This is a genomic window from Vibrio sp. 2132-1 (assembly GCF_033344315.1).
Window position 1 is genome coordinate 39,261 of record NZ_JAWPON010000004.1, and the last position, 26,303, is coordinate 65,563.

The 26,303-nt window shown below is 44.6% G+C and carries 22 protein-coding genes; 9 read left to right on the plus strand and 13 right to left on the minus strand.

The window, feature by feature from the left end; all coding sequences use genetic code 11:
• Positions 1-125 precede the first annotated feature (125 nt).
• From R8N47_RS05170 to R8N47_RS05190, 5 genes are all read left to right on the plus strand, one after another.
• Positions 126-1,055, plus strand: coding sequence for a phosphate/phosphite/phosphonate ABC transporter substrate-binding protein (locus tag R8N47_RS05170; protein WP_033905206.1), 930 nt, complete (start codon positions 126-128; stop codon positions 1,053-1,055).
• Positions 1,055-3,211, plus strand: a complete 2,157-nt coding sequence (locus R8N47_RS05175) for a GGDEF domain-containing phosphodiesterase (protein WP_033905205.1) — start codon at positions 1,055-1,057, stop codon at positions 3,209-3,211. Before R8N47_RS05170 ends, R8N47_RS05175 begins: the two co-directional genes overlap by 1 nt.
• Before the next feature lie 156 nt (positions 3,212-3,367).
• Complete coding sequence (locus R8N47_RS05180; protein WP_213913811.1) at positions 3,368-6,544, plus strand: response regulator; 3,177 nt, start codon at positions 3,368-3,370, stop codon at positions 6,542-6,544.
• A 9-nt stretch (positions 6,545-6,553) separates the two neighbouring features.
• Positions 6,554-7,030 carry a hypothetical protein gene (locus tag R8N47_RS05185; RefSeq protein WP_017633987.1) on the plus strand — a complete coding sequence of 159 codons (477 nt, stop codon included), beginning with the start codon at positions 6,554-6,556 and terminating at the stop codon, positions 7,028-7,030.
• Between the two features lies 1 nt (position 7,031).
• Positions 7,032-8,123 (plus strand): hypothetical protein, encoded by a 1,092-nt coding sequence (locus R8N47_RS05190; protein ID WP_064376929.1) that lies wholly within the window; start codon positions 7,032-7,034, stop codon positions 8,121-8,123.
• A 146-nt stretch (positions 8,124-8,269) separates the two neighbouring features.
• On the opposite strand, the gene R8N47_RS05195 is transcribed toward R8N47_RS05190, so the two are convergent.
• The 4 genes from R8N47_RS05195 to R8N47_RS05210 form a co-directional block, all read right to left on the minus strand.
• A complete protein-coding gene (locus R8N47_RS05195; protein WP_005377799.1) occupies positions 8,270-8,581 on the minus strand; it encodes a hypothetical protein in 312 nt (103 codons plus the stop codon).
• Positions 8,582-8,783: 202 nt separating this feature from the next.
• Positions 8,784-9,218, minus strand: a complete 435-nt coding sequence (locus R8N47_RS05200; protein WP_005377800.1) for a DUF962 domain-containing protein — start codon at positions 9,216-9,218, stop codon at positions 8,784-8,786.
• A gap of 119 nt (positions 9,219-9,337) precedes the next feature.
• Positions 9,338-9,691 (minus strand): MmcQ/YjbR family DNA-binding protein, encoded by a 354-nt coding sequence (locus R8N47_RS05205; RefSeq protein ID WP_005377801.1) that lies wholly within the window; start codon positions 9,689-9,691, stop codon positions 9,338-9,340.
• A gap of 23 nt (positions 9,692-9,714) precedes the next feature.
• On the minus strand, positions 9,715-10,197 hold the full coding sequence (locus R8N47_RS05210) for a MarR family winged helix-turn-helix transcriptional regulator (RefSeq protein ID WP_053350391.1): 483 nt from the start codon (positions 10,195-10,197) through the stop codon (positions 9,715-9,717).
• A gap of 110 nt (positions 10,198-10,307) precedes the next feature.
• On the opposite strand from R8N47_RS05210, the gene R8N47_RS05215 reads away from it, so the two are divergent.
• The gene (locus R8N47_RS05215) at positions 10,308-11,195 is read left to right on the plus strand and encodes a DMT family transporter (RefSeq protein WP_064353868.1); all 888 of its coding nucleotides are present in this window, start codon (positions 10,308-10,310) and stop codon (positions 11,193-11,195) included.
• 132 nt (positions 11,196-11,327) lie between these two features.
• Here the strand turns inward: R8N47_RS05215 and R8N47_RS05220 are convergent, their stop codons facing one another.
• The 9 genes from R8N47_RS05220 to R8N47_RS05260 form a co-directional block, all read right to left on the minus strand.
• Complete coding sequence (locus tag R8N47_RS05220; protein WP_081248155.1) at positions 11,328-12,650, minus strand: EAL domain-containing protein; 1,323 nt, start codon at positions 12,648-12,650, stop codon at positions 11,328-11,330.
• Positions 12,651-13,169: 519 nt separating this feature from the next.
• A complete protein-coding gene (gabT, locus tag R8N47_RS05225) occupies positions 13,170-14,441 on the minus strand; it encodes a 4-aminobutyrate--2-oxoglutarate transaminase (protein WP_064353866.1) in 1,272 nt (423 codons plus the stop codon).
• Between the two features lie 14 nt (positions 14,442-14,455).
• Positions 14,456-15,883, minus strand: coding sequence for an NAD-dependent succinate-semialdehyde dehydrogenase (locus R8N47_RS05230; RefSeq protein WP_064353865.1), 1,428 nt, complete (start codon positions 15,881-15,883; stop codon positions 14,456-14,458).
• A 54-nt stretch (positions 15,884-15,937) separates the two neighbouring features.
• A complete protein-coding gene (gene aguA, locus R8N47_RS05235; protein WP_064353864.1) occupies positions 15,938-17,020 on the minus strand; it encodes an agmatine deiminase in 1,083 nt (360 codons plus the stop codon).
• A 12-nt stretch (positions 17,021-17,032) separates the two neighbouring features.
• Complete coding sequence (gene aguB, locus R8N47_RS05240) at positions 17,033-17,899, minus strand: N-carbamoylputrescine amidase (protein ID WP_047100674.1); 867 nt, start codon at positions 17,897-17,899, stop codon at positions 17,033-17,035.
• 17 nt (positions 17,900-17,916) lie between these two features.
• Positions 17,917-19,194, minus strand: coding sequence for an NAD(P)/FAD-dependent oxidoreductase (locus tag R8N47_RS05245; protein WP_053303134.1), 1,278 nt, complete (start codon positions 19,192-19,194; stop codon positions 17,917-17,919).
• Between the two features lie 37 nt (positions 19,195-19,231).
• Entirely contained in the window at positions 19,232-20,716 is a 1,485-nt protein-coding gene (locus tag R8N47_RS05250) for an aldehyde dehydrogenase (protein ID WP_053306913.1), read from the minus strand.
• Positions 20,717-20,751: 35 nt separating this feature from the next.
• Positions 20,752-21,309 (minus strand): HTH-type transcriptional regulator PuuR, encoded by a 558-nt coding sequence (gene puuR / locus R8N47_RS05255; RefSeq protein ID WP_005377813.1) that lies wholly within the window; start codon positions 21,307-21,309, stop codon positions 20,752-20,754.
• Positions 21,310-21,327: 18 nt separating this feature from the next.
• Positions 21,328-22,074, minus strand: coding sequence for a gamma-glutamyl-gamma-aminobutyrate hydrolase family protein (locus R8N47_RS05260; RefSeq protein ID WP_005377814.1), 747 nt, complete (start codon positions 22,072-22,074; stop codon positions 21,328-21,330).
• Between the two features lie 340 nt (positions 22,075-22,414).
• Here R8N47_RS05260 and R8N47_RS05265 point away from each other — a divergent pair, with 340 nt between their 5' ends.
• The 3 genes from R8N47_RS05265 to R8N47_RS05275 all read left to right on the plus strand — a co-directional run bounded on the left by R8N47_RS05265 (position 22,415) and on the right by R8N47_RS05275 (position 26,185).
• Entirely contained in the window at positions 22,415-23,758 is a 1,344-nt protein-coding gene (locus R8N47_RS05265) for a glutamine synthetase family protein (RefSeq protein WP_053306915.1), read from the plus strand.
• 18 nt (positions 23,759-23,776) lie between these two features.
• On the plus strand, positions 23,777-25,252 hold the full coding sequence (locus R8N47_RS05270) for a Na+/H+ antiporter NhaC family protein (protein ID WP_005377816.1): 1,476 nt from the start codon (positions 23,777-23,779) through the stop codon (positions 25,250-25,252).
• Between the two features lie 249 nt (positions 25,253-25,501).
• The gene (locus tag R8N47_RS05275; protein ID WP_054574095.1) at positions 25,502-26,185 is read left to right on the plus strand and encodes a DUF4336 domain-containing protein; all 684 of its coding nucleotides are present in this window, start codon (positions 25,502-25,504) and stop codon (positions 26,183-26,185) included.
• The last annotated feature ends 118 nt before the right edge of the window (positions 26,186-26,303 follow it).

Sequence of the window (26,303 nt, forward strand, 5' to 3'; positions counted from 1 at the left end):
CAAGTCACATTATAAAAAGTGCGCACACAACGAAATTTGTACATCATACTGTTTTTAAGATTGATTTCGGCACATTGATAAATACTAAATATTACTGACATGCACCAGAAGGAAGTTGAAGCCGGATGAAACCTGCCTGCACTCTGTTATTACTCACTTTGCTGAGTTCACCTTTTGTCGTCAGTGCACAAGATAATATTGAGAAAACATTCACGTTTGGCATTGTGTCGAATAAAGCCCAAAGCAAAATCAAAAAAGCCACGCCCCTTACCCAGTATGTAACTGAAAATATGGCTGAATATGGTTACGCAAAAGGGGCGGTAAAGGTATTTAAAAATTATCGTCAGCTCGCGGTTGCGCTTGAAAATGGCACCGTTCAAATTGCAACGGCGACCCCCTTTAATGCGATGACCTTAGAAAAGGAGTCTAATAGCCAAGTCCTCGCTATACGATGGAAAAAAGGCCTGCAAAAATATCATACGGTGTTCTTTACTAATAAAGAGAGTGGCATTGAGTCATTTTCTGACCTGCGCGGAAAAACGCTTGTTTTCGAAAAGCGCACGTCTACCAGCAGCTATTACCTACCTGCGATTACATTGCTGAATCACGGAGAAAAACTGCAATACCTTCCCTCTCCTGATGACAAACCGGCCAAAGACAGCATTGGTTATTTATTCCTTGATGAGCAACTCGCTCAGTCAAATGAAATCAACCTATCTGTATGGGTATATAAACAGAGAGTTGCAGCAGGAGCATTCAGTAACTTCAACTGGAACAATCCCAAAGATTTGCCAGAGAACATGAAAGACAAACTAGCGATTTTTTCTCGTTCTGTTGAAATACCCAGGGATTTAATTCTCGCTTCTCCAAGCATGAGCCTAGAGCAACAGCGTAAAATCACGTCCATACTGCTTGATATGGATACAACTCACGAAGGCTCTCTCGCACTTAAAAAGTTTCAGAACACCAAAAAATTCAGCGCGCTTACTCCAGAAATGCGAGCCTCCTTAAGTACAGTGCGCAAGTCAGTTCACTTGTTACCGAAGGTGGATTGATGTTTCAAAAGCTCTCACTCGAAACCAAATACATTTGCTCGACAATGTTCGTTGTCTTGTTTGTTGTGGTGATAAATCTTGCGTTATACATGCACGGTTACGATGCGTATTCAAATAGCTTAACTCAACAGATCACGAACAACTCTCAAGAAAAAACAGAATCTTACGTTAAGCAAAAAGGGTTGGTTTATGCAGAGCTATTATCAAAACAGCTTTTTGATCCACTCTATACAGACAATATCAGTCAAGCGTATGAGCAAATTAAGGCAACATTGAGCCAGCCAGATGTCTCGAAAATACATGTTGTTGACAATGAAGGGCTAATCTTTCACGACGGCACTACTCAGCTAAGGATGTTTGCCCAACCTCATTACCGCTCTCCTTTTATTTTGAAAGCAATAGAAGAATCTAGAACTCTCGTTTCCTTTTCCAAGCATCAGTTGGAGATCGCAGCGCCGATTCAGCAATCAAACATTACTCTTGGGGCGGTGTATCTTGAGCTTAACTTGATACATCTACTGGAAGAGAAAGAACAGAACATTGAACAAGTCCAAGCGATTACCTCAAACGATAAACAGAAGATGTTTAACTTGCTGCTAACGATCAGTGGGATATCCGTTCTATTCGGTAGCATCATCGCTTATGCTTTGGGGCGGTCGTTAACTAAACCACTCAAGCAACTAAAAGATCAATTTTCAGAGTCAAATACCCAAGCGCTGCCAGTCACCGACATACAAAGCAAAGATGAAGTGGGAGAACTTATTTCGGCGTACAACAAAATGTCAAACAAAGTGAACCGATACACCAGCCGAGTTGAGTTCATGGCGTACCACGATATTCTGACTTCCCTGCCAAACCGAGAAAAGTTACTCATTGATATTCAAACGCAAATAACTGACCACAAATCCCCCTCACTCGCGGTTGTGTTTATTGACTTGGATGACTTTAAGCACATTAACGATAACTATGGACATAACATTGGGGATAAATTGCTAGGCCATCTTGCCTCAGAGCTTCAAAGCCGTTTGCCGAGTTATTTTAAGCCGCTTTACCGCCTTTCTACCATCGTAAGTCGAGTAGGTGCGGACGAATTTGTACTGGCCTTTCCGTGCTCGGACAATCATGAAGCTAGAGAAAAAGCGCACGCTATTCATCGCCAACTACTCTCTCCCTTTAGTTTGGAAGAGAACGATATTCAAATTACGGCAAGCCTCGGAATTGCTGTGTATCCAGAATTTGGTTCAAACGCTGAGTCTCTTTTACAGCTTTCCTCTCTTGCGGCGCAGGAATCTAAAAGACGCGGTAAAGACATTATGACGATATACGATTCCACGTTTGATGAAACGATTAAACAACGTTTATACATAGAACGAGAACTGCGTCGTTCAGTACGTGACTTGTCTCAATTCGAGCTGTGGTATCAACCACAATTTGATCTAAAAACCTATCGCCTAATTGGGGTCGAAGCATTGGTTAGGTGGAATCATCCCGAGAAAGGCTATATCAGTCCAGAATCGTTTATCCCGATCGCAGAGCAAAGTGATTTAATATTGGAGCTTGGAGAACATATCATTGAGACGGCAGTTGCTCAGCGGGCAATTTGGGCAGAACATTTCGGTACTGATTTTCACATCGCATTAAACTTGTCCCCAAGACAAATCTATCGCCAAGATTTAAGTCAATTATTTTCTAAGTATTTACGACGACATGATGTCGCCCCTCAAACCATTCATGTTGAAGTGACAGAGTCACTTTTTATTGATGATACAGAGAAAGCTCAATATGTGCTTAAAAAACTACAAAGTATCGGAGTGGAAGTTTGGCTAGATGACTTTGGTACGGGGTATTCAGCCCTTGCCTACCTACAACATATGGCTTTTGACGGGCTCAAGATTGATCGTTCATTTATCGCTCAAATCCGAAAAAGCGATCAAGACGATTCATTAGTTCGCGCGATTGTATCCATGGCTCACAACCTAAGAATGAAAGTAGTAGCCGAAGGCGTAGAAACTCAAACTCAACTCACACGAATGGAGTCTCTCCACTGTGACGTCGTACAAGGCTTTTTCTTAGGTAGGCCTGTACCTGCTGAGGAATTGATTGCATTTGAATACCAACGAGGGAGTGGCGCTCAAAGCGTCAATCACTTTGCTTAGAACGCCGTTTTGTTAACTATTGCCGCTTAGCGCGTTAGTACTCGTAATGCAATATCGGTCACACTTCCCCCACCTCATTAATATGAATTTTCTCTTAAAATCTAACATCTGAGATAAATAAACTACACTTTTCATATCAACTTCTTGGATATGGAAATGCGCGTGGTAGGAATCTTTTCTTGGAACAACCTGTCGGTAAAACAAAAGCTATTTGGGTTGGTTTTGCTGCCAATTTTATTGTTGCTTGTCCTCGCGGGTAAACATGTACAAAGCCTTTCTATCCAGGCTCAGGAACTACAAAAAGCACAGTTATTCTCTGTCTACATCGACCGCGTATCTTCGCTTTATCACCTACCGAATACCCCTGATGTAATAGATAAGCAACTAAAAACTCAGCAGATATCTCAATTGTTACGCGACACCGCTGCACCAGTATTCGGTGAAAACGCTGAGATACTAAACCAGTTGACAAGCTTTGAGGAAGCAACCCTCTCGATGCTCTCTTCGCAAAATCAAGAAGAAAAGTTAGATGCGGCAGAGTGGCGCGCTGATACGTTCAAAGAAATCCTCATGAGCTTAGACAAAGTCTATTTTAGAAATGTGAGTTATGAAACAAACACTCACCTTTCTTCTTTGATGCAACTTGAATGGTTGATGTTTTGGTCCACTGAAGAGCATAGATTAAGCGAATATTTGATTCGATCTTCAGAGGAAAATAACGAGTATGACCTCACAACACAGGCTTCTATCCAATCTTTAATCCAGAACCAACAACTATTTCTAGAGCGTTTTGTGACGCTAAATGCCAATCAACAACAAGTAGATCTGCTCATTGAGACGTTTACGGGTGAAGTCTTTATCAAAAGCCAAGAGTTTCGTGCTTATTTATTGCAACCAGCTCAACTCAAATCATTAACCCCGGATGAGATTGATGCGGGGTTATCTGCACTCAACAAACGCTTATCGTTATTACAAAGTGTTGACGACAAAATGGAACAACAGCTGAGTGATGATATATCAAAGACAATCAACACGACGACACAGCACCGCTTTACCTTTATCGCAATGATGAGCCTTTTAACGCTGTTGGTCGTAAGTTTAACGCTAAGATTGGTGCGAAAAGTTACTGGAAACTTGAATCTAGTCCTCAAATTTCTCAGTAACGAAAGCAATGAACAAAGTAACACTGAAAATTCACCTCTTGCTCAACTAATAAAGGGTAAAGACGAGCTGAGTAAGTTTGCTCGAGAGGTAAAAAAGCTTAGTGATGAGCGGATGTTGTCCAGACTAAAGCTCACACAAGCTAAAGAAGATGCAGAACAAGCAAAAGATGATGCAATTAAGGCGAGTAAAGCCAAAAGTAGCTTTTTGGCCAACATGTCCCACGAGATCCGCACGCCGCTAAATGGCGTTATTGGCATCTCTGAAGTGTTATCCGATACTTCCCTGACTGCCACACAACGCGATTACGTCGACACGATTGAAACCTCCTCCCAACTGCTTTTGAGTTTAATTAATGACGTTCTAGACTTCTCAAAAATTGAATCTGGGATGTTGCTCATTAGCCCACATTCAACTTGTGTTCGAGAGTCTATCTATGACATTGCTTCTATCATTTCACCGAAAGCAAAGGAAAAAGGCATCGATGTGCAAGTCAACATTAGCCGTAACACGCCTTACCACGTAATGTTGGATGACCATCGTATACGCCAAGTTGTCATGAACTTCATGTCTAACGCGGTAAAATTTACCGAACAAGGCAGTGTAGAGCTATCGGTCATCACCCGCGAAATTAAAAATGGTGAAGCGGTCATCGAGTTTTCCGTTAAAGATTCTGGGATTGGTATTGATGCCCAGCAGCAAAAGAAAATATTTGCTCCATTTGCCCAAGAGGATAACTCTACTACCCGACAATTTGGGGGAACTGGACTTGGGCTTGCCATTAGCACGCAATTAGTTGAGCTAATGGGTGGAGAAATTCAACTTGAATCCGAGAAAGGTAAAGGCAGTCGCTTCTTCTTTGAACTAACTGCTCCTGTTGTGACGCAAGAGTTTAACGCTTATCACGCTCTGAATCACAACGATATATGGATTGTATGCAGCAGTACTCAACTAGAACAAAAACTGCGTAACGAGTTAAGTTTTTTCAACATCAATATAACGCAGTCAGTAGATACCTTAAGTGCGTTGCCAACGTGGATTGATAACGAGCGCGTTATCGTTATTCATGTAGAAGCATCACCAAATGCAGCGGCGATGCATATCGATGAGATAGAAAGCCTTTGTAAACGAAACATTCGTGTCTGCCTCATCAAGCACCTTCATAGCCCACAATTCGACTTTAGAAACAGTATCAGCGCCTTGGTCACTCAGCCACTACTAGGGCAGCGCTTAATTAAAGCACTTGAAAGTTGTGCGGCAAATTTCTCGCACGCACAACAAGAGAGCACTTCAGCGCAACATGTTAAATCTCTGCCGAAAATTTTGGTTGTTGATGACAATACGGTCAATCAAAAAATCGCGGGGCTACACGTCACAAAAGCTGGCTTCGACTTTGATGTCGCTGTAAACGGACAAGAAGCGGTTGAGAAATTTCAACAGAATCAATACAGCCTAATTTTAATGGACTGCATGATGCCCGTAATGGATGGATTTGAAGCCACCCAAATAATTCGTCAAATAGAAGTAAAAGAAAAACGCGCTTTCAGAATTCCGATTATTGCTCTAACGGCAAGTGTGGTCGATGACGATATACAAAAATGCTTTGACGTTGGAATGGATGACTATGTGCCCAAACCGTTTAAAGCAGGGTTGCTTAAAGAGAAGTTAGATAAGGCAATTGGGTTACGTGTTTCCAACACGACGCCTGCTGAACCACACCAAGAGAACACCACCCCCGATAAAACTCATGAACTACCTGCAAGTTCTGAGCAACCAGAAGCAACGGTAACGCCTATTCGCTCCGAACGCATCTTGCTTGTCGAAGATAATAGAGTGAACCAGAAAGTGGCTTCTCTATTGCTATCTAAAGCAGGCTATCAATTCGAAGTCGCAGAAAACGGACAAATTGCAGTCGAAATGTTCCAAAAAGATGGAAAGTTTGATGTTATTTTGATGGATTGCATGATGCCCATAATGGATGGGTTTGAAGCTTCTAGGCAAATTAGAGCTTATGAAGCGAGTAAAGGATTAGCTAAGACGCCCATTATCGCATTAACAGCAAGCGTCGTTGATGATGATATTCAACGCTGCTTTGATTCAGGAATGGATGCCTACGTACCAAAGCCTGTGCGCAAAGAAAAACTGTTGTATCAAATTGAACAAGCAATGTAGGTGGATTCTATGAGTAGAAATCATTCTCGCGTTGCTTTTCCTTTGCGTTACATAAAACGCTATCTGTTCATTCTGATTGCCCTTCTTTCATTAAATTGCCAAGCTCTCGCTGCAGAGAGCTACGCCGTTTTCTCATTTAATGACGAATTCTCTCCGCTCACTGTCAATAAAGCGCGAAAGTTGTACAGAGGGAAGACGCAACTTTTACAAGGCCAGCGAATTGAACTCTCTGACTGGCCTGCGACATCAACAGAAAGAGCTGAGTTCTATCGTTATCTTCTCAACAAAAATTTAGCGCAAATGAACGCGCATTGGGCAAGCTTGTCTTTTTCAGGTAAAGCTAGACCGCCAAAAGTGATTGCACGCTCCAGCATTGATGACCTCATAGCATGGATGCAAGAGAAGCCGAATAGAATTGGTTATGCCCCAACATCGAGCGTCCCTAGTAATGCTCATGTTTTATGTGTGGTTAGCTCGGAGAATTGATATGAAAAAATATTTAACCATGTTATCGCTGAGTATCGCGACCTTTCCGAGCTCAGCCACGATTGAACTAACAGAACAACTTTCTTTAAGTGGTTTTGGCTCTACTTCGTGGGCAAAATCCGATAACCCAACTACGTTACTAGTTAACCGCTTTATTGGCGATGAATCTTGTTTCGATTGCGATACCACTTTCGGCATGCAGCTCGATTATTTTCACAAGGCATTTCGGGCATCCGCACAAGTCGTAAAGCGCCCGCAAGACCATTGGAGCTCGCCTCAGCTCGAGTGGGCGTATTTGGCTTATACCTATAAAAACATAGAAATACGAGGAGGACGCTTAAGACTGCCACTGTTTTTGATGTCTGAGTACAACTATGTCGGCCACGCTTTTACCCAAGCCCGCCCACCGAATGAGGTGTATGACAGCATTCTAGGTATCACGGCTTATAACGGCCTATCTGCACGCTGGATTCATGACCTCAATGAGCAAGTCGTACTTACCGCCATGCCGTTTGTCGGGTTTAAAGACAATAGTGACGTAACCATCAATGAACGTACTGAATTGGAAATTGAGTCAAACAACACTGCAGGGATGAACTTAACGCTAAGCGGAGAGAGCTATCGTTGGAATTTTTCCTACCTCCACGGCGATTATGATCAAACAACGACGCTCTCTAACATTGAGCAGTCCACTCCCGGTGGCGGAACCACAATCATTGACCGTCTAGTTGAAACAGAAAAAAACAACACGATCGATCTGTTTTCTCTAGGGTTAAGATACGAGCTCGATAACATTGTGATTATGGCAGAAGGACAGACCAGCAATCTTTCCTCATCTTGGTACGCGACAACAAGTTATAATGTAAACAAGCTGACTCCTTATATTGTTTACGGTCAGCAGTTTAATAGTCGGGATAAAAAAAGTGGAGACAGTTTCTTACTCGGGTTGAGATACGACCTAGATTACAACGTTTCCCTGAACGCAGAATGGCAAAGGTTCAACGCCTACAATAATAGCTCTGGCGCGTTTTCATCAGCCCCAAAGGATGACAGTGCGAGCCTTTATACGCTAATGCTCAACTTCGTTTTTTAATGTTTCTTACAGTACCAATTTCCACAACACTGAGGGCTGTTGTATTAAGAAGGCTTTTTGCAACACGTAACTAAACGCTAAACGACTGGAAGGGATAGAATCGATCAGATAGGTAAGTGGCAATCCAAACAGAGACAAAGGTTACTCTATTTCGGTTTGTTTTGATTGCCTTTTAACCGCTTTTCTTTGCGTCGCAGTGCCCGGAAAAACTTTGACTCTTCGTGGTACCAACCAAGGACACTAATTGGGAAGCCCACGAGCATCATAATAAAAACATCCGCAGGGAGTTGTTCCCAAATGTCGCTTAAAGAATGCAGCTCTCCAAAAATGAACAAACCGATGACTTTACCAAGCAGTAATGCACAACAAATCATAAAGAAGGACTTTAATATATAGTGCCATTTGCCTTTTTTACGCTCTTCTCTCCAATAGGCATATTTATATTGTCGGTCGTACATTCATCCCCCTAAAGTAAACTTGCCGTAAGTTTAAGTATCTCGATAGCGTAAAGTGCGTTGGCACCTCTTTAATCATAGTGCGTATCTAAAGTGAATGCTTGTCGTGGCAATAAGAAGGATAGGTATTCTGTAGTAAGAGCTACATAATCTCTGAACGTTATATGTCTTGTGTCATTCGGATGATGCCTGATTTTGCTTATCGCTAGTGTTTTCTGAACACCCAAATTGGGCCGATGAGTAGAAACTGTAAATCCTCAAAAAACGACGGTTTTTTACCTTCAATCTTGTGACCGATAAATTGCAATATCCACAATACGCCAAACAAGAGCATAGAAATATGCAGAACGGGCAACATCAATACCTCTAGCGACCAAATAAGGCCAATGCACGCTAATGTGTAGCCGATCATCATCATGAATACACTCAGAGACAAACGAAAATAGAAAACCCAAGTGGGGATCACCGCTACCCAAACCCAATTAAGTTCGAAGCCTAATAATGAAATCTGGGGAATCGACCAAATAAGTCCAACCACAGAAAGGTAAATACCTGGAACTGCGATTGTGTGAATCTTTTGGTTGATAGGGTTTTGGTGACTCTCCCCGTATTCTTTTAGCCATTCAGATAATGCTCGCATATCATTCCCCTTTTCCACCTTCTTATTCTTATATAGCCCGAGGATGAAAAAGGTGCGAATTTTTCCGTAAAGGCTACGAGCAACGAGCGACAAAACAACAGAGGCCAGTGCGTTGCCGATTACTCACCAAGCAACGCTCGTTGTGCTTTCGGCAGCTTGGCAACGACAAGAGCATAAGAGCGTTCACACAAGTCTTGAATCAACCCATCCTCGACATCACCGTTAAAATAAACCGTTATCCAATGACGCTTATTTAAGTGATAACCCGGGATAATGTCCGTAAACTGCGACGTTAAGACTTCTCCATCTTCTGGTTTTACTTTTACGCTGACATACTCCCGACCGTTTCTCTCTGCAATGATGGCAAACATCTTGCCTTTGATTTTGTAAACAACCGCTTCAGGCCCAAATGGGAAATCGCTTTCTGCACACATGAAGGTACTTAAGTATTGTTCTAGTTCTTTGCTTTTCATATCCCCTACCTCCTTCTGCGTTCTCATTCAAATTGTGGCAATAGCAATTTTAACGCCTGGTTAACCTGCGCTTTTTCATTGCCTTCTAAACCATGCAATAACGATTGCTGAACGTCTACATGCTCCAAAATTAGCTTGTCAATTAAGGTTAAGCCTTGCTCTGTTAGTTCAACGGTGACGCTACGTCGGTCTTCTTTACTATGGGTTCTGGTAATAAACCCTTTCTTCTCTAGTTTATCTAAGCGATTAGTCATCGCACCCGAAGTGAGCATCATCGACTCTATTAACGCTGAGGGAGTAAGACAATATGGTGAACCAGCTCGACGCAGTGTCGCTAACACATCAAATTCACCCATTTTCAGATCGTACTTCTTATGTAGCTCGGCGACCCTAGATTCCATGTGTTTTGCAATTCGCATTAGTCGACCCATTATTGCCATCGGTTCAGTGTCGAGGTCTGGCTTCTCCCTAGCCCACTGCTCTACCACTCTATCAATTGCATCCATTATTTCTCTCCAAACATCATATGTTTTTTATTTTAACATAAAGATACTTTACAAAAAGCCACCTTGCCGATATCGTTACATTTAATTATCTCTACATAAAGATATTTAACATGAACATTTTACTTGCGATGATTCCTGCCTTTTTTTGGGGGACGACTTACGCTGTTACTCAGTTTACTCTACCGGACTGGCCTCCCGTTTTACTTGGCGCTCTAAGGGCACTGCCTGCGGGTCTTTTGTTGCTGGCAATAAAGCCCTCGTTTCCAAAAAGAAGTGAGTGGAAGGTGCTGCTTGTTTTAGGAACCATCAACATCGCTTGCTTCTTTGGTCTCATTTTTGTCATGGCGTTGACGCTTCCTTCTGCCATCTCTGGTGTTGGTATGGTTTCGGTCCCCGTTTTTGCGATGCTGTTTGGTTGGGCGGTCTACAAACGTCAGCCTAGTGGCATTCAAGCGATAAGCGGCGCAACTTTGATTGCTTTAGCTTGGTTCTTATTTGATCCTAGCTCTATTTCTCTCGAACCCGTGGGCTTACTTGCGATGATCTCCGCCATTATGTGCATCGTGATAGGAAGTAGCGTAACAAAGTCACTAGGTACAAAAATGCACTGGTGGACAGTGCTAACATGGCAGCTCATTTTGGGTGGCGTGATTATGTCTATCGCAACAAGTGTGCTGGCGATAAACAATCCAGAGCCATATGTTACAGTCGTTCAGGACGTATCCATGACGAATATTCTAGGGTTACTGTGGGTAATTATTCTGAACACCGCATTAGGGTATGGCATGTATGTATGGTTATTACAGCGGATGTCGGTCGTAGATTTTACCTTTGGTGGTATTGCAAACCCAGTCGCAGGCATTGTTTCGGGCCTACTGCTATTGGGGGAAACGTTCACTCCTCTGCAATACAGCTTAATGCTGGGAATGATCGTAATGTCATTACTACCTCAGCTCATTACGTCAATCAAAACGAAAAGAGCCGCACTCTCCTCCTAAGTAACGTTAATTCCTAACACTCTAGGAGTAATGAGAGTGTTAGGAATCCTCAAGTGTGAGCCTATCAGCAGAAATCAGCGCTAACCTAGGAAACTGGCACCTTTAAAGCGGGATGTTATGACGTTATGGCTATTAAGCGCTTGCAAGGTTAGTCAGGGGCTCTGGTTTAGCGTAAACATAACCTTGAATAAGGTAAATCGCATGCTGAGCCAGATATTCGACTTGAGCCTGGCTCTCTACACCTTCTGCAATCATCTCACATTCCGCTTTGTTCGCTGCAGACACAATTGAGTCCAGCACTTTCAATTTTTGGTCGTCAGATCCTATTGGATCAATAAACATCTTATCCACTTTTAAACATCGGATGCCCAAATCTTGTAGGTAAGAAAAGCCACCATATCCGGTACCAAAATCGTCAATTTTGAACTTGTAGCCTTTATTCGTTAAATACAAAATCTCTTTTTTCGCGGCCTCAGTGTCTTTTACTGGTATTCTCTCGGTCAACTCAAAATGAATTCTATTCGAGATTGGCCAATTTAACTCCGACAGCAACTTCGTTAATACGCCTGACTCTAAATGGGAGGAAACAATATTGATGCTGACCCACGTATGCTCGGGTAAGTCACTTAAGTCTTGTATGATTTTACGAATAAGCTGATTGGTCATCGGGATAATCAGGCCACTTTCTTCTGCAGCACCAATAAACATATTTGGTGGCACCATTCCATCACGCCGCGACCATCGAATCAGTGCTTCGTATCCTACTGTCTTACCATCGCGACTATCGACAATCGCCTGGTAGTAAGGAATAAATTCTGCATTACTAATCCCATTTTCAATTAGACCAGTAATGGATTTTCTCAAGCTTTTACCAGATATGTATGCAAAGGCAGTCGCAAGACCAGCAAGCACACTTACAAGACCGCCCCACAAAAGTACTCTTTCCTGAGCATAATTTTTAAGTTTTTCACCGCTGTATATCTTTATGAGCATGTTGGCTTGAGACTCTCCTGAAAAGAAAAACTCTTTTGAGAGTGCGTTTTCTTCTCCTGCAATATTCGCTTTGCCACGGCTTATCGTTAAATCACCAAATATTGGTTCATCATACTTAAACTCTACAAATAGGCAGTCTTTGCAAGGCGTTTTTATTACCTCGTTAACCCAACTGTTATCAAGCACCCAGAAGACTTCAACGTGTTCATTATCATAAATGACCATCCACTCTATTTGGTCATTCTGTTGCGGCAAAATAAGTGATGCGAAAAAGTTTTCATCTATCTGAAATCGTTCACTACTAGATGGGCGAGACACTTCACTACCAACCGTGGAACACTTTTTACCGCCTTCTGTGGTCATCGCAATAAAACGAATGTAACGGTTATAAAAACGTGGGTCGCGTAAAGTTCTTACATCACTATCACTACAAGTAAAATCTAACTGAGCAATCTGCTTCACTATTGCTCCGTCCAAATAGGCAGACCTTTGATTTAAATAATCTACGTAAGCATCTATTTTCGACGCTTTTACCGAGTTGACGTAAAAGTTGGTTATCGAATGAAAGGCCACTACAAATATGGCGATGGGAACTAAGCCGAGTAAAGTGGCATACCTTGTATTCTTTGTTATCAAAGTTCGTCCTGCTAATCTGTCAAGCAACCTAAGTGGGATATGAATACTATCTCATTTTTATAGTCCAAAAAGTGAGGAATGACGCTCAATAAAATGATAGGCTCAAGTGGCTTTCAGATGTCGGGATTTAGAATGTGAGCACCAAACCACATTCGAGGGGAACAGAGTAGCGAATAAGTGGAAAGTAAGAACGAGCCCAATTGTTAAGTCATCCGTAATAAAAGTGACGACTTGGAGCTTGAGCAATACTTTTTAGATAGGCAGCAGATACGCTAAAAAACAAAAAGGAAACGATTGATGCCAACCGCTTCCTTTATTTGTTATTGCTATTTAAAAGTGCGTGAATTACGCCACTTCAAGAATCACTTTTTCCAACTTATCTAGGCCTTCATTTAGCACGTCAGATTCGATGGTCAGTGGAGGTAACAGACGAATCACGTTCGCTTTTACTCCACAAGAAAGCAGGATAAGACCATTTTCTTGCGCTTTAGAAATCACCGATTTGGTCATCTCTTGTAGTGGTTTGCCTGATTCTGGATCAGTAAACTCAATCGCCATCATCGCACCTGTAGTACGGATTTCACCGATAGCAGGCACAGACTGTTGCAGTTTAGTCATACGAGCATTGACCACTTCACCGATGCCCATCGCTTTAGCACACAAATCTTCTTCTTCGATGATTTTCAGCACTTCAAGACCAGCAACACAACCAAGTGGCGAGCCTGCATAAGTACCACCTAAACCTCCAGGCAGTGCAGAGTCCATCACATCCGCTTTCCCAACTACCGCTGAGATTGGGAAGCCACCAGCAATGCCTTTCGCCATTGTCATTAGGTCTGGTTCAATGCCTAGGTATTCTGTGGCAAACATTTTACCGGTACGAGCAAAACCCGTTTGGATTTCATCGGCAATCAGCATGATACCGTGCTTATCACACAGCTGACGCAAGCCTTGTGCAAACGTTTCAGGTGCTTTGTAGAAGCCGCCCTCACCTTGCACTGGCTCGAAGATGATCGCCGCAACGCGTGAAGGTTCGATATCGCAAGCAAATAGATCGTCGATCGCTTGTAAGCTTTGCTCAACGCTGATGCCGTGGAACGCATTTGGGTATGGCGCGTGGTAGATTTCATTCGGGAAAGGACCAAAGCCTGCTTTATATGGCGCAACTTTACCGGTTAACCCCATCGTCATATTTGTGCGACCGTGAAAGCCGCCTTTGAACGCTATCACGCCGCTACGACCAGTATGAGCGCGCGCTACTTTCACTGCGTTTTCGACCGCCTCGGCGCCAGTGGTTAGAAAGATCGCTTTCTTCTTAGTCTCTCCTGGTGCAAGTTCTGTCAGCTTTTCTGCCAGCTCAACGAATGACGCATACGGGGTAACCATCGCACACGTGTGCGAGAAGTTATCCAACTGAGCTTTTACCGCTTCACTGATACGTTTGTGAGAATGCCCGGTGTTAGTTACCGCGATGCCCGCTGCAAAGTCGATGTATTTGTTGCCTTCGATATCCCATACGTAAGCGTTTTCTGCTTTCTCGACGTAAAGTGGGTACAGTGTGCCCATGCCTTGAGCGATAACTTGGCTTCTTCTTGCGTGTAGTTGTTGGTTTGTCATTGTCTTGTCCTTAATTAGTTGCCGCCAAAGCAGAGATATTTCACGTCCATGTATTCATCGATACCTTGTTTTGCTCCTTCGCGTCCGATGCCGGACTGCTTAACACCACCGAAAGGAGCGACTTCAGTAGAAATCATGCCTTCGTTAATGCCGACCATGCCGTATTCGAGCGCTTCTGCGATTTTCCAAACACGGTGGATGTTTTGGCTGTAGAAGTACGACGCAAGACCGTAAATGGTGTCGTTCGCCATTTCGGTCAGCTGTGCGTCACTGTCAAAACGAATCACTGGCGCGACAGGGCCAAAGATTTCCTCAGAGACAATCTTCATGTCGTGAGTAACGTCTTTGAGAACCACTGGCTGCATAAATAGACCATCGAGCTTTTTAAGTTCTGAAACTGGCTTCGCGCCTTGCTCAATAGCACCGTCGATAAGCGCTTGAATGCCTTGCTTTGCCGATTCGCTGATCACAGGACCGATGTTCACGCCCTCTTCTAAGCCGTTACCGACTTTGAGTTGTTGAACCGCAGCGTCGAACTTAACAATGAACTCGTCATACACTTTGCTGTGTACGTAGAAACGGTTCGCACACACACACGTTTGACCTGCGTTACGGAATTTCGACGCCATCGCGCCCGCTACGGCTGCATCAATATCCGCATCATCGAATACGATAAATGGCGCGTTGCCACCTAACTCCATTGAGGTACGTTTTATGTCAGCCGCGCTTTGCTGCATCAGCACACTACCAACTTGGGTAGAGCCAGTGAAAGACAACTTACGAATCAACGGATGCGAAGTGAAAATAGCGCCTACCTGACGTGAATTTTCACCCAGAACCACTTGCAGCACATCGCGTGGGATGCCTGCTTGGTAGGCGAGCTCTGCAACCGCAAACGCAGACAGCGGCGTAGATTCAGATGGTTTTACGACAAAGCTACAGCCTGCCGCTAAAGCTGGCGCTGCTTTGCGCGTGATCATCGCGATTGGGAAGTTCCAAGGCGTAATCGCACAGGCAACTCCAATTGGCTGTTTGATGGTCACCAAACGCTTGTCTGCACTTGGCGCAGGAATCGTCTCACCGTAGGTACGTTTCGCTTCTTCAGCAAACCATTCGATAAAGCTCGCGCCGTAAAGAACTTCACCTTGAGCTTCAGCCAGCGGCTTACCTTGCTCTAACGTCATTAAGCGGCCAAGGTCGGCTTTGTTTTCTAACAGAAGTTGGAACCAACGATTGAGCATGCCAGCGCGAGTTTTTGCTGGCAGTGCCGCCCACTCTTTCTGCGCCACACTGGCACGTTCAATGCCATTTAAAATGTCGTTTTCGGTTGAGACTGGTGCGTACCCGAGGAGTTCTCCGGTCGCCGGATTAGTCACTGCAATGCCCTGTTGTGGATTCGCTACCATAAACGAAACAAGGCTTTGGTTTTGTATCTGTTGCATGGTCATTCCTTTTGACAACTCATCATCGCCGCTAAGCCAGCGGCGAGTTTATGTTTAAGCAGGGATCTGCTGCGTAATACAGTGAATGTTCCCTCCGCCGAGTAGAACCTCTCTCGACGGTATCGCGATGATTTGGTATTCCGGCATCGCGTTTTGCAAAATATCGATCGCCATAGCGTCGGTCTCTTCGTCCAGCATCGGCAAGAACACATGCTCGTTGACGATAAGAAAGTTCGCATAAGAGGCACTTAGGCGTTCGCCAGCTTGTCGACTCATTCCTGAACTGGCGTCAATGCCATTGGCTTCGCGCTCGCTGTAATGCAACGGACCCGGTAATGGCAAACGGACAATTTCAATCTCGCGTCCTTTCGCATCTTGCTGCGATTTCAGTACTTGTTCCGCTTGACGAGATAACGCGTATTGCGGATCGCTTGGGTCATCGGTCCAACTTAGTACCACTTTACCCGGTGCGATAACGTGCATCAGGTTGTCGATATGGCCGTCTGTTTCGTCATTGAATAAACCATTTGGCAACCAAATGACTTTTTCGATACCGAGGTACGCCTTTAACTGCTCTTCGATTTGCGCTTTGCTCAACTGCGGATTACGTCCTGGGCTGAGTAAGCACTCTTCTGTGGTGTAAAGCGTGCCTTCACCATCGGTGTGAATCGCCCCACCTTCAAGTACAAACGGAGCGCGGTAATGATCAATACCGATGATGTCGCACACCGAACCAGCGACAAGATCGTCCTGCTGCCAGTTGTCGTAAAGGCCGTTGTATTCGCCGCCCCACGCGTTGAATTGCCAACTAATCCCACGGCGCTCGCCCGCTTGGTTAACAAGCACGGTCGGCCCGATGTCTCGCATCCACGCATCGTTAAATGGGATTTCCACCAAACGTACATCTGAGTGAAGCATTTGACGCGCTCGGTCAAAGTTGTGCGAGCACACCGCCACACACACTTTGGTCACTTCCGCGATTAAGTTCGCGATTCTGGCGAAGGTTTCTTGCGCGGGTAATGCGTCATCACGCCAATTGTCTTTCCTTTCTGGCCACGCTAGCCAAACTTCACTAACCGGCTGAAACTCAGCCGGAAAATAGAAGCCATCTTGCGCTGGTGTTGTCGATAACTTCATTTTAACGCCTCTTTAAACGGCTAGTTTGCCAACGCTGGTGTAAAGGTCTGGACGACGGTCGCGGAACAAGCCCCACGCGTGACGCGCTTTCGCTGTCGTAGCTAGGTCGATTTCTGCGTAAATGATGGTTTCACCTTGACGCGGTGCTTCGGCAATTTTTGCACCAGTGTGGTCAGTGATAAAAGAAGAGCCGTAGAACGTCGTCTCGATACCATCATCGACTTCAGTGCCCACTCGGTTTGACGCAATCACTGGAACGAGGTTTGCTGCCGAGTGACCTTGCATTGTACGTTGCCAGTGGTCACGTGAATCCAGTGTCGGATCTTGAGGCTCAGAACCGATTGCAGTTGGGTAAAAAATCGCTTCCGCGCCGTGCAGAGCCAAGCTGCGCGCAAGCTCTGGGAACCATTGGTCCCAACAAATGCCAGCACCGAACTTACCGAACTTGGTTTGCCACACTTTGAAACCGGTATCGCCAGGGCTAAAATAGTACTTTTCGCTGTAGCCCGGGCCATCAGGAATGTGTGACTTGCGGTAGTTATCTAGTACCGTACCATCGGCATCAATCATCACTAGCGAGTTAAAAAACGTGTTGCCCGCTTTTTCAAAGTAACTGACTGGAATAACGACGCCGAGCTCTTTAGCCAACGCACTCATCTCTTTAATAAGACGACAATTCTCCGTTTCTTCTGCAAGCTCGAAATACTTTGCTTCCTGTTTTTTGCAGAAGTAAGGCGCAGCGAACAGCTCTTGCGGAAGAATCACGTTCGCACCGTTTTGTGCTGCTTCACGAATCGCCTTTTTTGCTTTGGCTAGGTTATCTTCCAGATCCCAGCTTTTCGTCAGTTGAAGGGCTGCAAATTTCACCACTTTGCTCATTGGATATTCCTTATCTCTTAAATCGCCAGTTTGTCACGTAGGTTGTAGTAAGCCGCGCCCATTGCCGTAAACGGAATTTGGAAGTGGCGGCCACCCGGGAAGGAGTAATGTTTCAGTGCAGCAAACGCGTCGAAACGTTCAGCGTGTCCAGTCAAGGTTTCAGCCAGCAACTTGCCTGCTAGGTGAGTACACGTTACACCGTGACCGCTGTAGCCTTGTAGGTAGTAAATGTTGTCTGCAAACGAGCCAAATTGCGGCATGCGTGAGTAAGTCAGCAAGAAGTTACCCGTCCAGGTGTAATCAATCTTGATGCCTTTCAATTGTGGGAAAACTTTTTCCATCTTCGGACGGATCAGTGATTCGATGTTTTCTGGGTCACGTGCACCGTAAACTACGCCACCTCCGAACAACAAACGCTTGTCGGCAGTTAAGCGGAAGTAGTCAAGCAAGTAGTTACAGTCTTCAACACAGTAGTCACTGGTCAGCACTTGTTTGAGCTGCTCATCACTCAAAGGCTGAGTCGCCACCACTTGTGTGCCGCACGGGATCGCTTTGTTGCTGATGTTTGGTGCCAAACCACCAAGGTAGGCGTTACCTGCCAGTACCACGTACTTGCTCTTCACGCTGCCTTGCGCCGTTTTGACTACTGGGTTAATCCCTTTGTCAATCGACACGACCGCCGACTGCTCAAAGATTTGACCACCTAGAGAAATGAACGCAGCGGCTTCACCTAATGCCAGTTTCAGCGGATGAATATGACCACCGCGCATATCCAGCAAACCGCCAGTGTACACTTTCGTCCCTACCGCTTGTTCTACCTCTCCTGCGTCAAGCAGAGTCAGTTGGTCGTTGCCGTAACGCTCCCAGTTCTTCTTATGTTCTTCTAGCCCTTTGAGTTGTTTACTGTTCAGTGCCGTGAACAAGCCACCTTGCTTGTAATCACAGTTGATATCATATTTGTCGATCAGACCACGGATGATATCGCCGCCTTCAAAAATCATATCGCACAGAGCTTTAGCTTGGTTTTGGTCGTAACGGCTTTCAATCACGTCAACATCTCGGCTGTAGCTATTAACGATTTGGCCACCGTTACGACCAGTTGCCCCAAAGCCCACTTTTGCGCTTTCTAGCACAACGACTTTAAAACCTTTTTCTGCAAGGTGTAGTGCAGAAGAAAGACCAGAAAATCCCGCACCGACTACACACACATCGCACTCGATGTCGTTTTGCAACTGTGGGTATTCCGGCATGTTTGGCACAGAGTGCGCGTAGAACGAATCCGTATGCTTGTTCATAGAACTATTCCTTTATTTATCGTAATCGTCAGCAGGCTTAAGGATGGAGGCGAATCCAAGTGGTTTTGGTTTCGGTGAATTTTTCAATCGCGTGGAGAGACTTGTCTCGACCGTTTCCGCTCATTTTGAATCCACCAAATGGAACCGTCATGTCACCTTCGTTATAGTTGTTGACCCAAACCGAGCCAGCTTGCAGTCGTTTTGCTACGCGATGAACGCGGTTGATATTGCTACTCCAGAGTGCCGCGCCTAAGCCGTACTTCGAATCGTTAGCGATCTCAATTGCTTGCGCTTCGTCTTTGAATGGAATGACACACAGCACCGGACCAAAAATTTCCTCTTGAGCGACACGCATCTTGTTGTCGACGTTGTCTAAAATGGTTGGGGAAACAAATGCGCCCTGCCCATCGACATCGCCGCCACAACGTACGTTTGCACCTTCTGATTCACCTAACGAGATGTATTCCAACACTTTTGATTTATGATCTTGGTCAATGAGCGCACCCATTGATGAACTTGGGTCCATTGGGTCTTTTGGCGTGAACGCTTTCGACGCTTGAATAACTTTTTCTATAAACTGCTCTTTGATGCTTTCGTGAACAAGCAGGCGGGTTGCCGCGACGCACACCTCACCTTGGTTGTAGAAACACCCTGCGGCGGTGTCTGCTGCTGCGCGGTCTAAATCATCACAATCTTCAAACACGATGTTCGCGTTCTTGCCGCCCGCTTCTGCAAACACACGCTTTAGGTTGCTCTCACCCGATCTGACCATCAGTTGACCTGCAATGCGCGTCGAGCCTGTGAAGGCGATGCAGTCTACGTCTTGGTGTTTCGCCAACGCGTCGCCAGCTTCATGACCAAAACCCGTAACGACTTGGAAAACGCCTGTTGGTAATCCCGCTTGAGAAGCAAGTTGACCTAGAAATATCGCGGTGAGAGAAGATTTTTCTGACGGTTTTAGAATCACGCTGTTACCAGCGGCTAAAGCAGGACCAAGCTTCCAGCACGCAAGCCAAAGGGGAAAGTTCCACGGTACAACCGCAGCAACCACACCAATTGATTGATGAGAAATAAAAGCGTGTACATCTTTTTCGGTTGGGGCAACTTCGCCGTACACTTTGTCGATCGCTTCTGCGTACCAGCGTAAAGAGTTTGCTGCGCCAGGAATATCGGTTGAGAAGCTGTGAGAGATAGGTTTACCAGTATCAAGCGTTTCTAGCAGAGCCAATTCTTCTTGGTTTTGATCAATCAAGTCAGCAAACTGTTTAAGCACTGCTTTGCGATGAGCTGGGCTGCTCTCGCTCCACTGACCGGATTGAAATGCTTGGCGAGCGTATGAAACCGCGAGATCAACATCTTCATTTTGGCAACGGGCGATTTCGGTGAATATCTCATCTGTTGCTGGGTTAACTACCGGGATGGTTTGCCCTGTTAAAGCGGCACTGTATTCACCGTTAATGTACGCCCTGTTTTCGATGTTTAGATTGTTTTTTAGTTCAATCCATTGCTCTTGGGTTTTCATACGCTCTCCTTGTGATCACACAAGGCAAGCCCCCACTAAAATGTGGTTGGCGTATGCGCACTTATCATTCGACAAGCCTTGTCTGTGTGATTTGTAAATCGATGGGGCTTCGTCGTATCAATAATGTACGACTCGCCCGCTGTTATGACATGAGATTGCCCTTTATATTCCAGAGTGATTTCACCCTCTAATACGGTGCCAATCTCTTCGCCTTCGTGTTTGATTTCTGCCGCACCAGTGGTTCCATAAGGTGCGTATTCCTCGATCAAGAATCCGATAACTTGATCTTTGTCGCCATTCGTTACCAGTTTCATGGACACCGTCTCGCTCCCGATTTCCACAAGATCTGACGGCTTGATGACTACTTTCACTTCATCGTTCGAAGGTTGTTCAAAAGTGAAAAACTCTGATAACGATAAAGAAAATACATTAACGATTTTTTGTAGTGAGCTGACCGACGGGCTCACTTTGCCATTTTCAATGGATGAGATTGCACTGTGGGTAATACCAGCGCGCTCGGCTAGTTCCCTTTGTGACAATCCATGTTTTTTTCGTAACTGAACAATATTTTTACCAATCTCTTGATTGTCCATTCATACAGCTCCAAACGTTTAACGAGAGGTAGCCATCATAAATTCATTGAACAAAATTTGAGAGAAATGATTGGTTTTTGCTTCCCATTCTGGGTGCCACTGCACGCCAACGAAAAATTTTTGATTAGGAAGACTAAATGCTTCTACCAAGCCATCCGGGGCTTTAGCTTCTACTTGTAATAGAGGAGCAAGCTGATCGACGCCTTGGTTGTGTAGTGTGTTCACTTCAAAGAAGGTGGTATTTTCCCAATGATTTTGCACCAGCCATTGTTCAAATAAGCTCTGCTTTTGAACTAGTACAGCGTGTGCTGGCGCGTATTTTTGTTCGAAATCTTCAACAGGCGCTTCACGATGGTCATTGAAGCCGGAGTCATGAACGGCTGGGTTTAACGAGCCACCAAGTGCGACATTCATCTCTTGAAAGCCGCGGCAAATACCAAGGCACGGAATGTTTTGGTCAACCGCATGACGAATTAACGTGAATGAGAGCTCATCACGAGCTTCATCTTTGTAGCTCTCTTCGTGCGTTGCATTGTATCGATGTGGCGCAACGTTAGAGTGGCTGCCAGGAAAAAGAAAACCATCACATATGTCTAGGATGGTGGTTACGTCATCGCCCGACATGTCGGGAGCCAACATAATCGGTAGTCCTCCAAAATCCTTTATGGCGCGAAGGTAAAAGTCGTTGACCGCTTGTATCTGATAGCCACCCAACTCTTTAGCGCAGCTAACCACACCAATGATGGGTTTGTGTGTATCTGCCATGATATGTCCGTGTTCGATTTATTTAACACAAACCCTACAAACCATGTACAAAATTATCAACACAGATGACCATTATTATCGTCACAACGTGATCTGACGCACTTTTTAGGCTTCAAAACTGAATATTTATGCTCATTATATTGAACAAAACAAAACCAACTGTTACAAAATAGTTAACAGAAAGACATAAAAACCAGCCGTTAAACATCAAAAACACAGTGTAAGTGCATGTTTAAATTAAAAATAACCTAAAAAACAAACAACTCGCTCAGAGTACTGTAATTTATTTGTTAATTTGGTTATTTCTAATTTCTACTCGTCAGGCTATTTGGAGAAGAAAATGGAATCGTATCTACAGGAAGTAAAAAATTTTAAACAAAAATGGCCCGATATTGAATTTATCGATCTCATCTTTACCGATATAAATGCCACCCCAAGAGGAAAACGCATCCCGATAGATGCTCTAGAAAAACTGAATAAAGGTGTTGCCCTCCCCCTTTCGACCATCACCCTAGATACCAAAGGTAACGTCGTTGAAACAGCCGGGTTGGGAGAAGATCTCGGAGAACCAGATAATCTCTGCTATCCAATCAGCGGCACCTTAATGCCGACGGCAAAAGAACAAGTTGGTCAGCTACTGCTTAGTATGATGGATGAAACCGGGCAGCACCCTAACCCACTGTTCATCCGAAACATTCTCGCTTCTATATTGCAAACACTGCATGCTAAAGACCAATATCCTTGCGTCGCGCTCGAGCTGGAGTTCTATTTAATAGACAAAACCCGCGGCGAAAATGGCGAACCATTAACGGCAATTAACCCCACGAAAAAAACTCGAGAAAAAGATACCGAGGTTTACGACCTTGATGGACTAGATGACTACGCTGATTTCTTGGCCGACCTTAATCGAATTGCATTAGAACAAGGTTTAAACACTTCCGGAGCCCTATCTGAATCGGCACCAGGGCAGTTCGAAATCAACTTCAACCATTCTAAAGATGTGCTTCGAGCATGTGATGAAATCATCATCGCAAAACGCTTGATTCGCCAGGTCGCTCATCAGCACGGATTTGACGCCACATTTATGGCGAAACCTTTTAGTGAGCAAGCGGGTAATGGCATGCACATTCACCTCAGCTTGGTTGATACAGATGGTAACAACCACTTTAGCCAACCAGACGGTCAAGCGAGCGCCTTCTTCTATCAAACCATGGCAGCGATGCTGTCACAAACATCCGATGCCATGGCCCTAATCTGTCCTAACGTTAACTCTTACCGTCGCTTTGTTCCTGGCGCTTACGTCCCAACCAAAGCCGATTGGGGAGAAAACCACCGCGGTGTTGCGTTGCGTGTGCCTATCAGCGATAGCAAAAATCGCCGTATAGAGCATCGTATAGCAGGCGCTGACGTTAACCCATACATTCTCGCTGCAGTAGTACTTTCCGCAGTATTAGCGAGTGAAAGCTACACCAAAGATCAATGTCCACCGACTCTCAGTGATGATGCAATTGAGTTACCTCTGCGTATGTCAGAAGCTCTAGAGCGACTGGAGCACAGTGAGCTGGCTCAATACATCTCAAGAGATTTTATCGATTTGTATCTAGCTTGCAAACAGAGTGAACTCGCAGAATTTGAGCGAGCGATTACTCCATTGGAAATCGACTGGATGTTGCACTCGGCATAAACAAAGGAAATGAACTTTATGACTACGCAGACCAAGGCGCTGGATGCGCCTCTTAAAATCAACTCTCAACACATTATTGTTTCTTTAATCTCGGTTGCGACGTTTGTCTTTTTTACCACAATCGGTTTGAACCATGAGGAAGGCGAAGCCTACGGATGGATGAGTCTTTTACCAACGGCGTTGGTATTGGTCTTTGCGCTGACAACACACCGAACTGTGGAAGCCCTCTTTAGCGGCGCTATTGCCGGTGTTCTTCTGCTTAACCCAACTGAAGCGGTGGAACAGATTGTTGATATTTCCATGAGTGTAATGATGGATGAAACTATTGCTTGGATCATCCTCGTTTGTGGTTTGATGGGCGGCCTAATTGCTATTTTGGAGAAAGGCGGCAGTATCTTAAGCTTCTCCGACATGCTGGTCACGAAAGTAAAAAGCCGTAAGCAATCGATGCTGATGACCTTTGCTTTAGGTATTCTGATCTTTATCGACGATTATTTGAATGCGATTGCAATTTCTTCCTCAATGAAAAAAGTTACGGACGGCTACCAAATCTCGCGTGAAAAGCTCTCATATCTTGTGGATTCAACCGCCGCGCCTATCTGTATCCTCGTACCGATTTCCACTTGGGCAATTTTCTTCAGTTCGTTGCTAGAAGCAAACGGAGTAGCAGAAGCGGGAGATGGTATCAAAGCATACATTGAAGCTATTCCATACATGGCTTACGGCTGGGTAACGCTGGTGATTGTTTTGCTGGTTGCAATGGAAAAGATCCCAGATCTAGGTGCGATGAAAAAGGCAGAAAAGCGTGCGAAGAATGGTCAAGTTCGTCCAGACGGTGCAACAGATGTCGACTTTGGTCCCGATGTATCTGCACATACCAACCCAACCATGGGCCTTGTCAACTTCTTGTTACCAATGATCGTACTTGTTGCCGCAAGTTGGTATTTTGGTATCGATCTACTTGCTGGTGTTTTCGTCGCGTTAATCTTTACTATTAGCTTTTACGGCGCACAAAAACTGATCTCGATGAACGACATGTTCGAAGCTGTTTATGATGGCATTAAGGTTATGCTACTGCCGCTTGCGACCGTTATTGGTGGTTTCATGTTGAAATCGGTCAACGACTCATTGGGCGTCACGCAGTATGTCATTGAGACCGTCAGCCCTTACCTGTCAGCGTCTTACTTCCCGGCGATTATCTTTATGATTACGGGCGCGTTGGTATTTGCAACGGCATCGTCTTGGGGAACGTTTGCAGTAGCGATGCCAATTGTTCTACCTTTGGGCGAACAGCTTGGTGTTCCTCTACACTTAACCGTTGCAGCGCTGCTTTCAGCATCAGCGGCAGGGAGCCACTCTTGTTTCTTTAGTGACTCAACCGTGTTATCTGCACAAGGTTCGGGCTGTACAGCAATGCAACACGCAACCACACAGTTTCCTTATGCGTTGATTGGTATTGTTGCAACCGCGATTTTCTTCTTCATCATCGGTTAGCCCCTTTATCTAATTGCAAAACCCTGCTCAAAAATAGCGGGGTTTTGTTCTATCAAGTCAAATGATCCTCTTAAAACTACTTTACGTTCGTTCAGTATAAAAATACTCAAAGATGTACAGCTGCACTCAATAAGGGTTTGGTAAACCTAATATTTTTGGTTTACGCTTAGCGAAGCGTTTATTGTGCAACAAGGCAGCTTTTGAGTAACTTAAATGCCGCCTTAATACAGTGTTAACGGTTGGAGAGACATGAAAAAGTTAGCCCAAGAGATATGGATATTTGACGGAGATCCCGTCCAATTCTTAGGACTCCCATACACCACTCGTATGACTATTGTTAGGCTTTCTGATGGTGGCCTTTGGGTTCATAGTCCAATTAAGTTATCAAATTCGATTAGAGAGCAAATCAACAATCTAGGCCAAGTGAAATACTTAATCGCTCCTAATCATTTACACCACTTGTTCTTATCTGAATGGGTATTTGCCTATCCTAGCGCAGAAGTTTATGGCACAGATGAAGTCATCAAGAAGTGCCGTGATATACACTTTCACGCTTCACTTAACCAAGGCGGTAATGCTTGGAACTCTGAGGTTGAACAAGAACTATTTTCTGGCTCTCCATTAATGGAAGAGTGTGTGTTTTATCATCGACTTTCAAAGACCTTAATTGTTACTGACCTCGTCGAGAATTTTTCTGGCCAGGACTTTAACTACTGGCAGCGGTTTGTGGCTAAAGGGGCCGGTATTCTTGCTCCGAATGGAAAAATGCCTTTGGATTGGCGCCTAAGTTTTATGTTTAGCAAACAAGAGGCTCGAAAACACTTAAATAAACTGCTGTCTTGGAAACCTAATATATTGGTTATGGCTCACGGTGAAATCGTCCTTGATAATGCAGACAAGTTCTTACAGCGCTCTTTTAAGTGGCTAGTATGAGACAACATTGAAAACTCACACAACAGAATAGACAAGAAGCTATTTTAAAACATTAGGCCCTTTTAGCTTAGTCTTAGGGGGCAATTTACAGAACTACACGTTATGTTTAACGATAAGC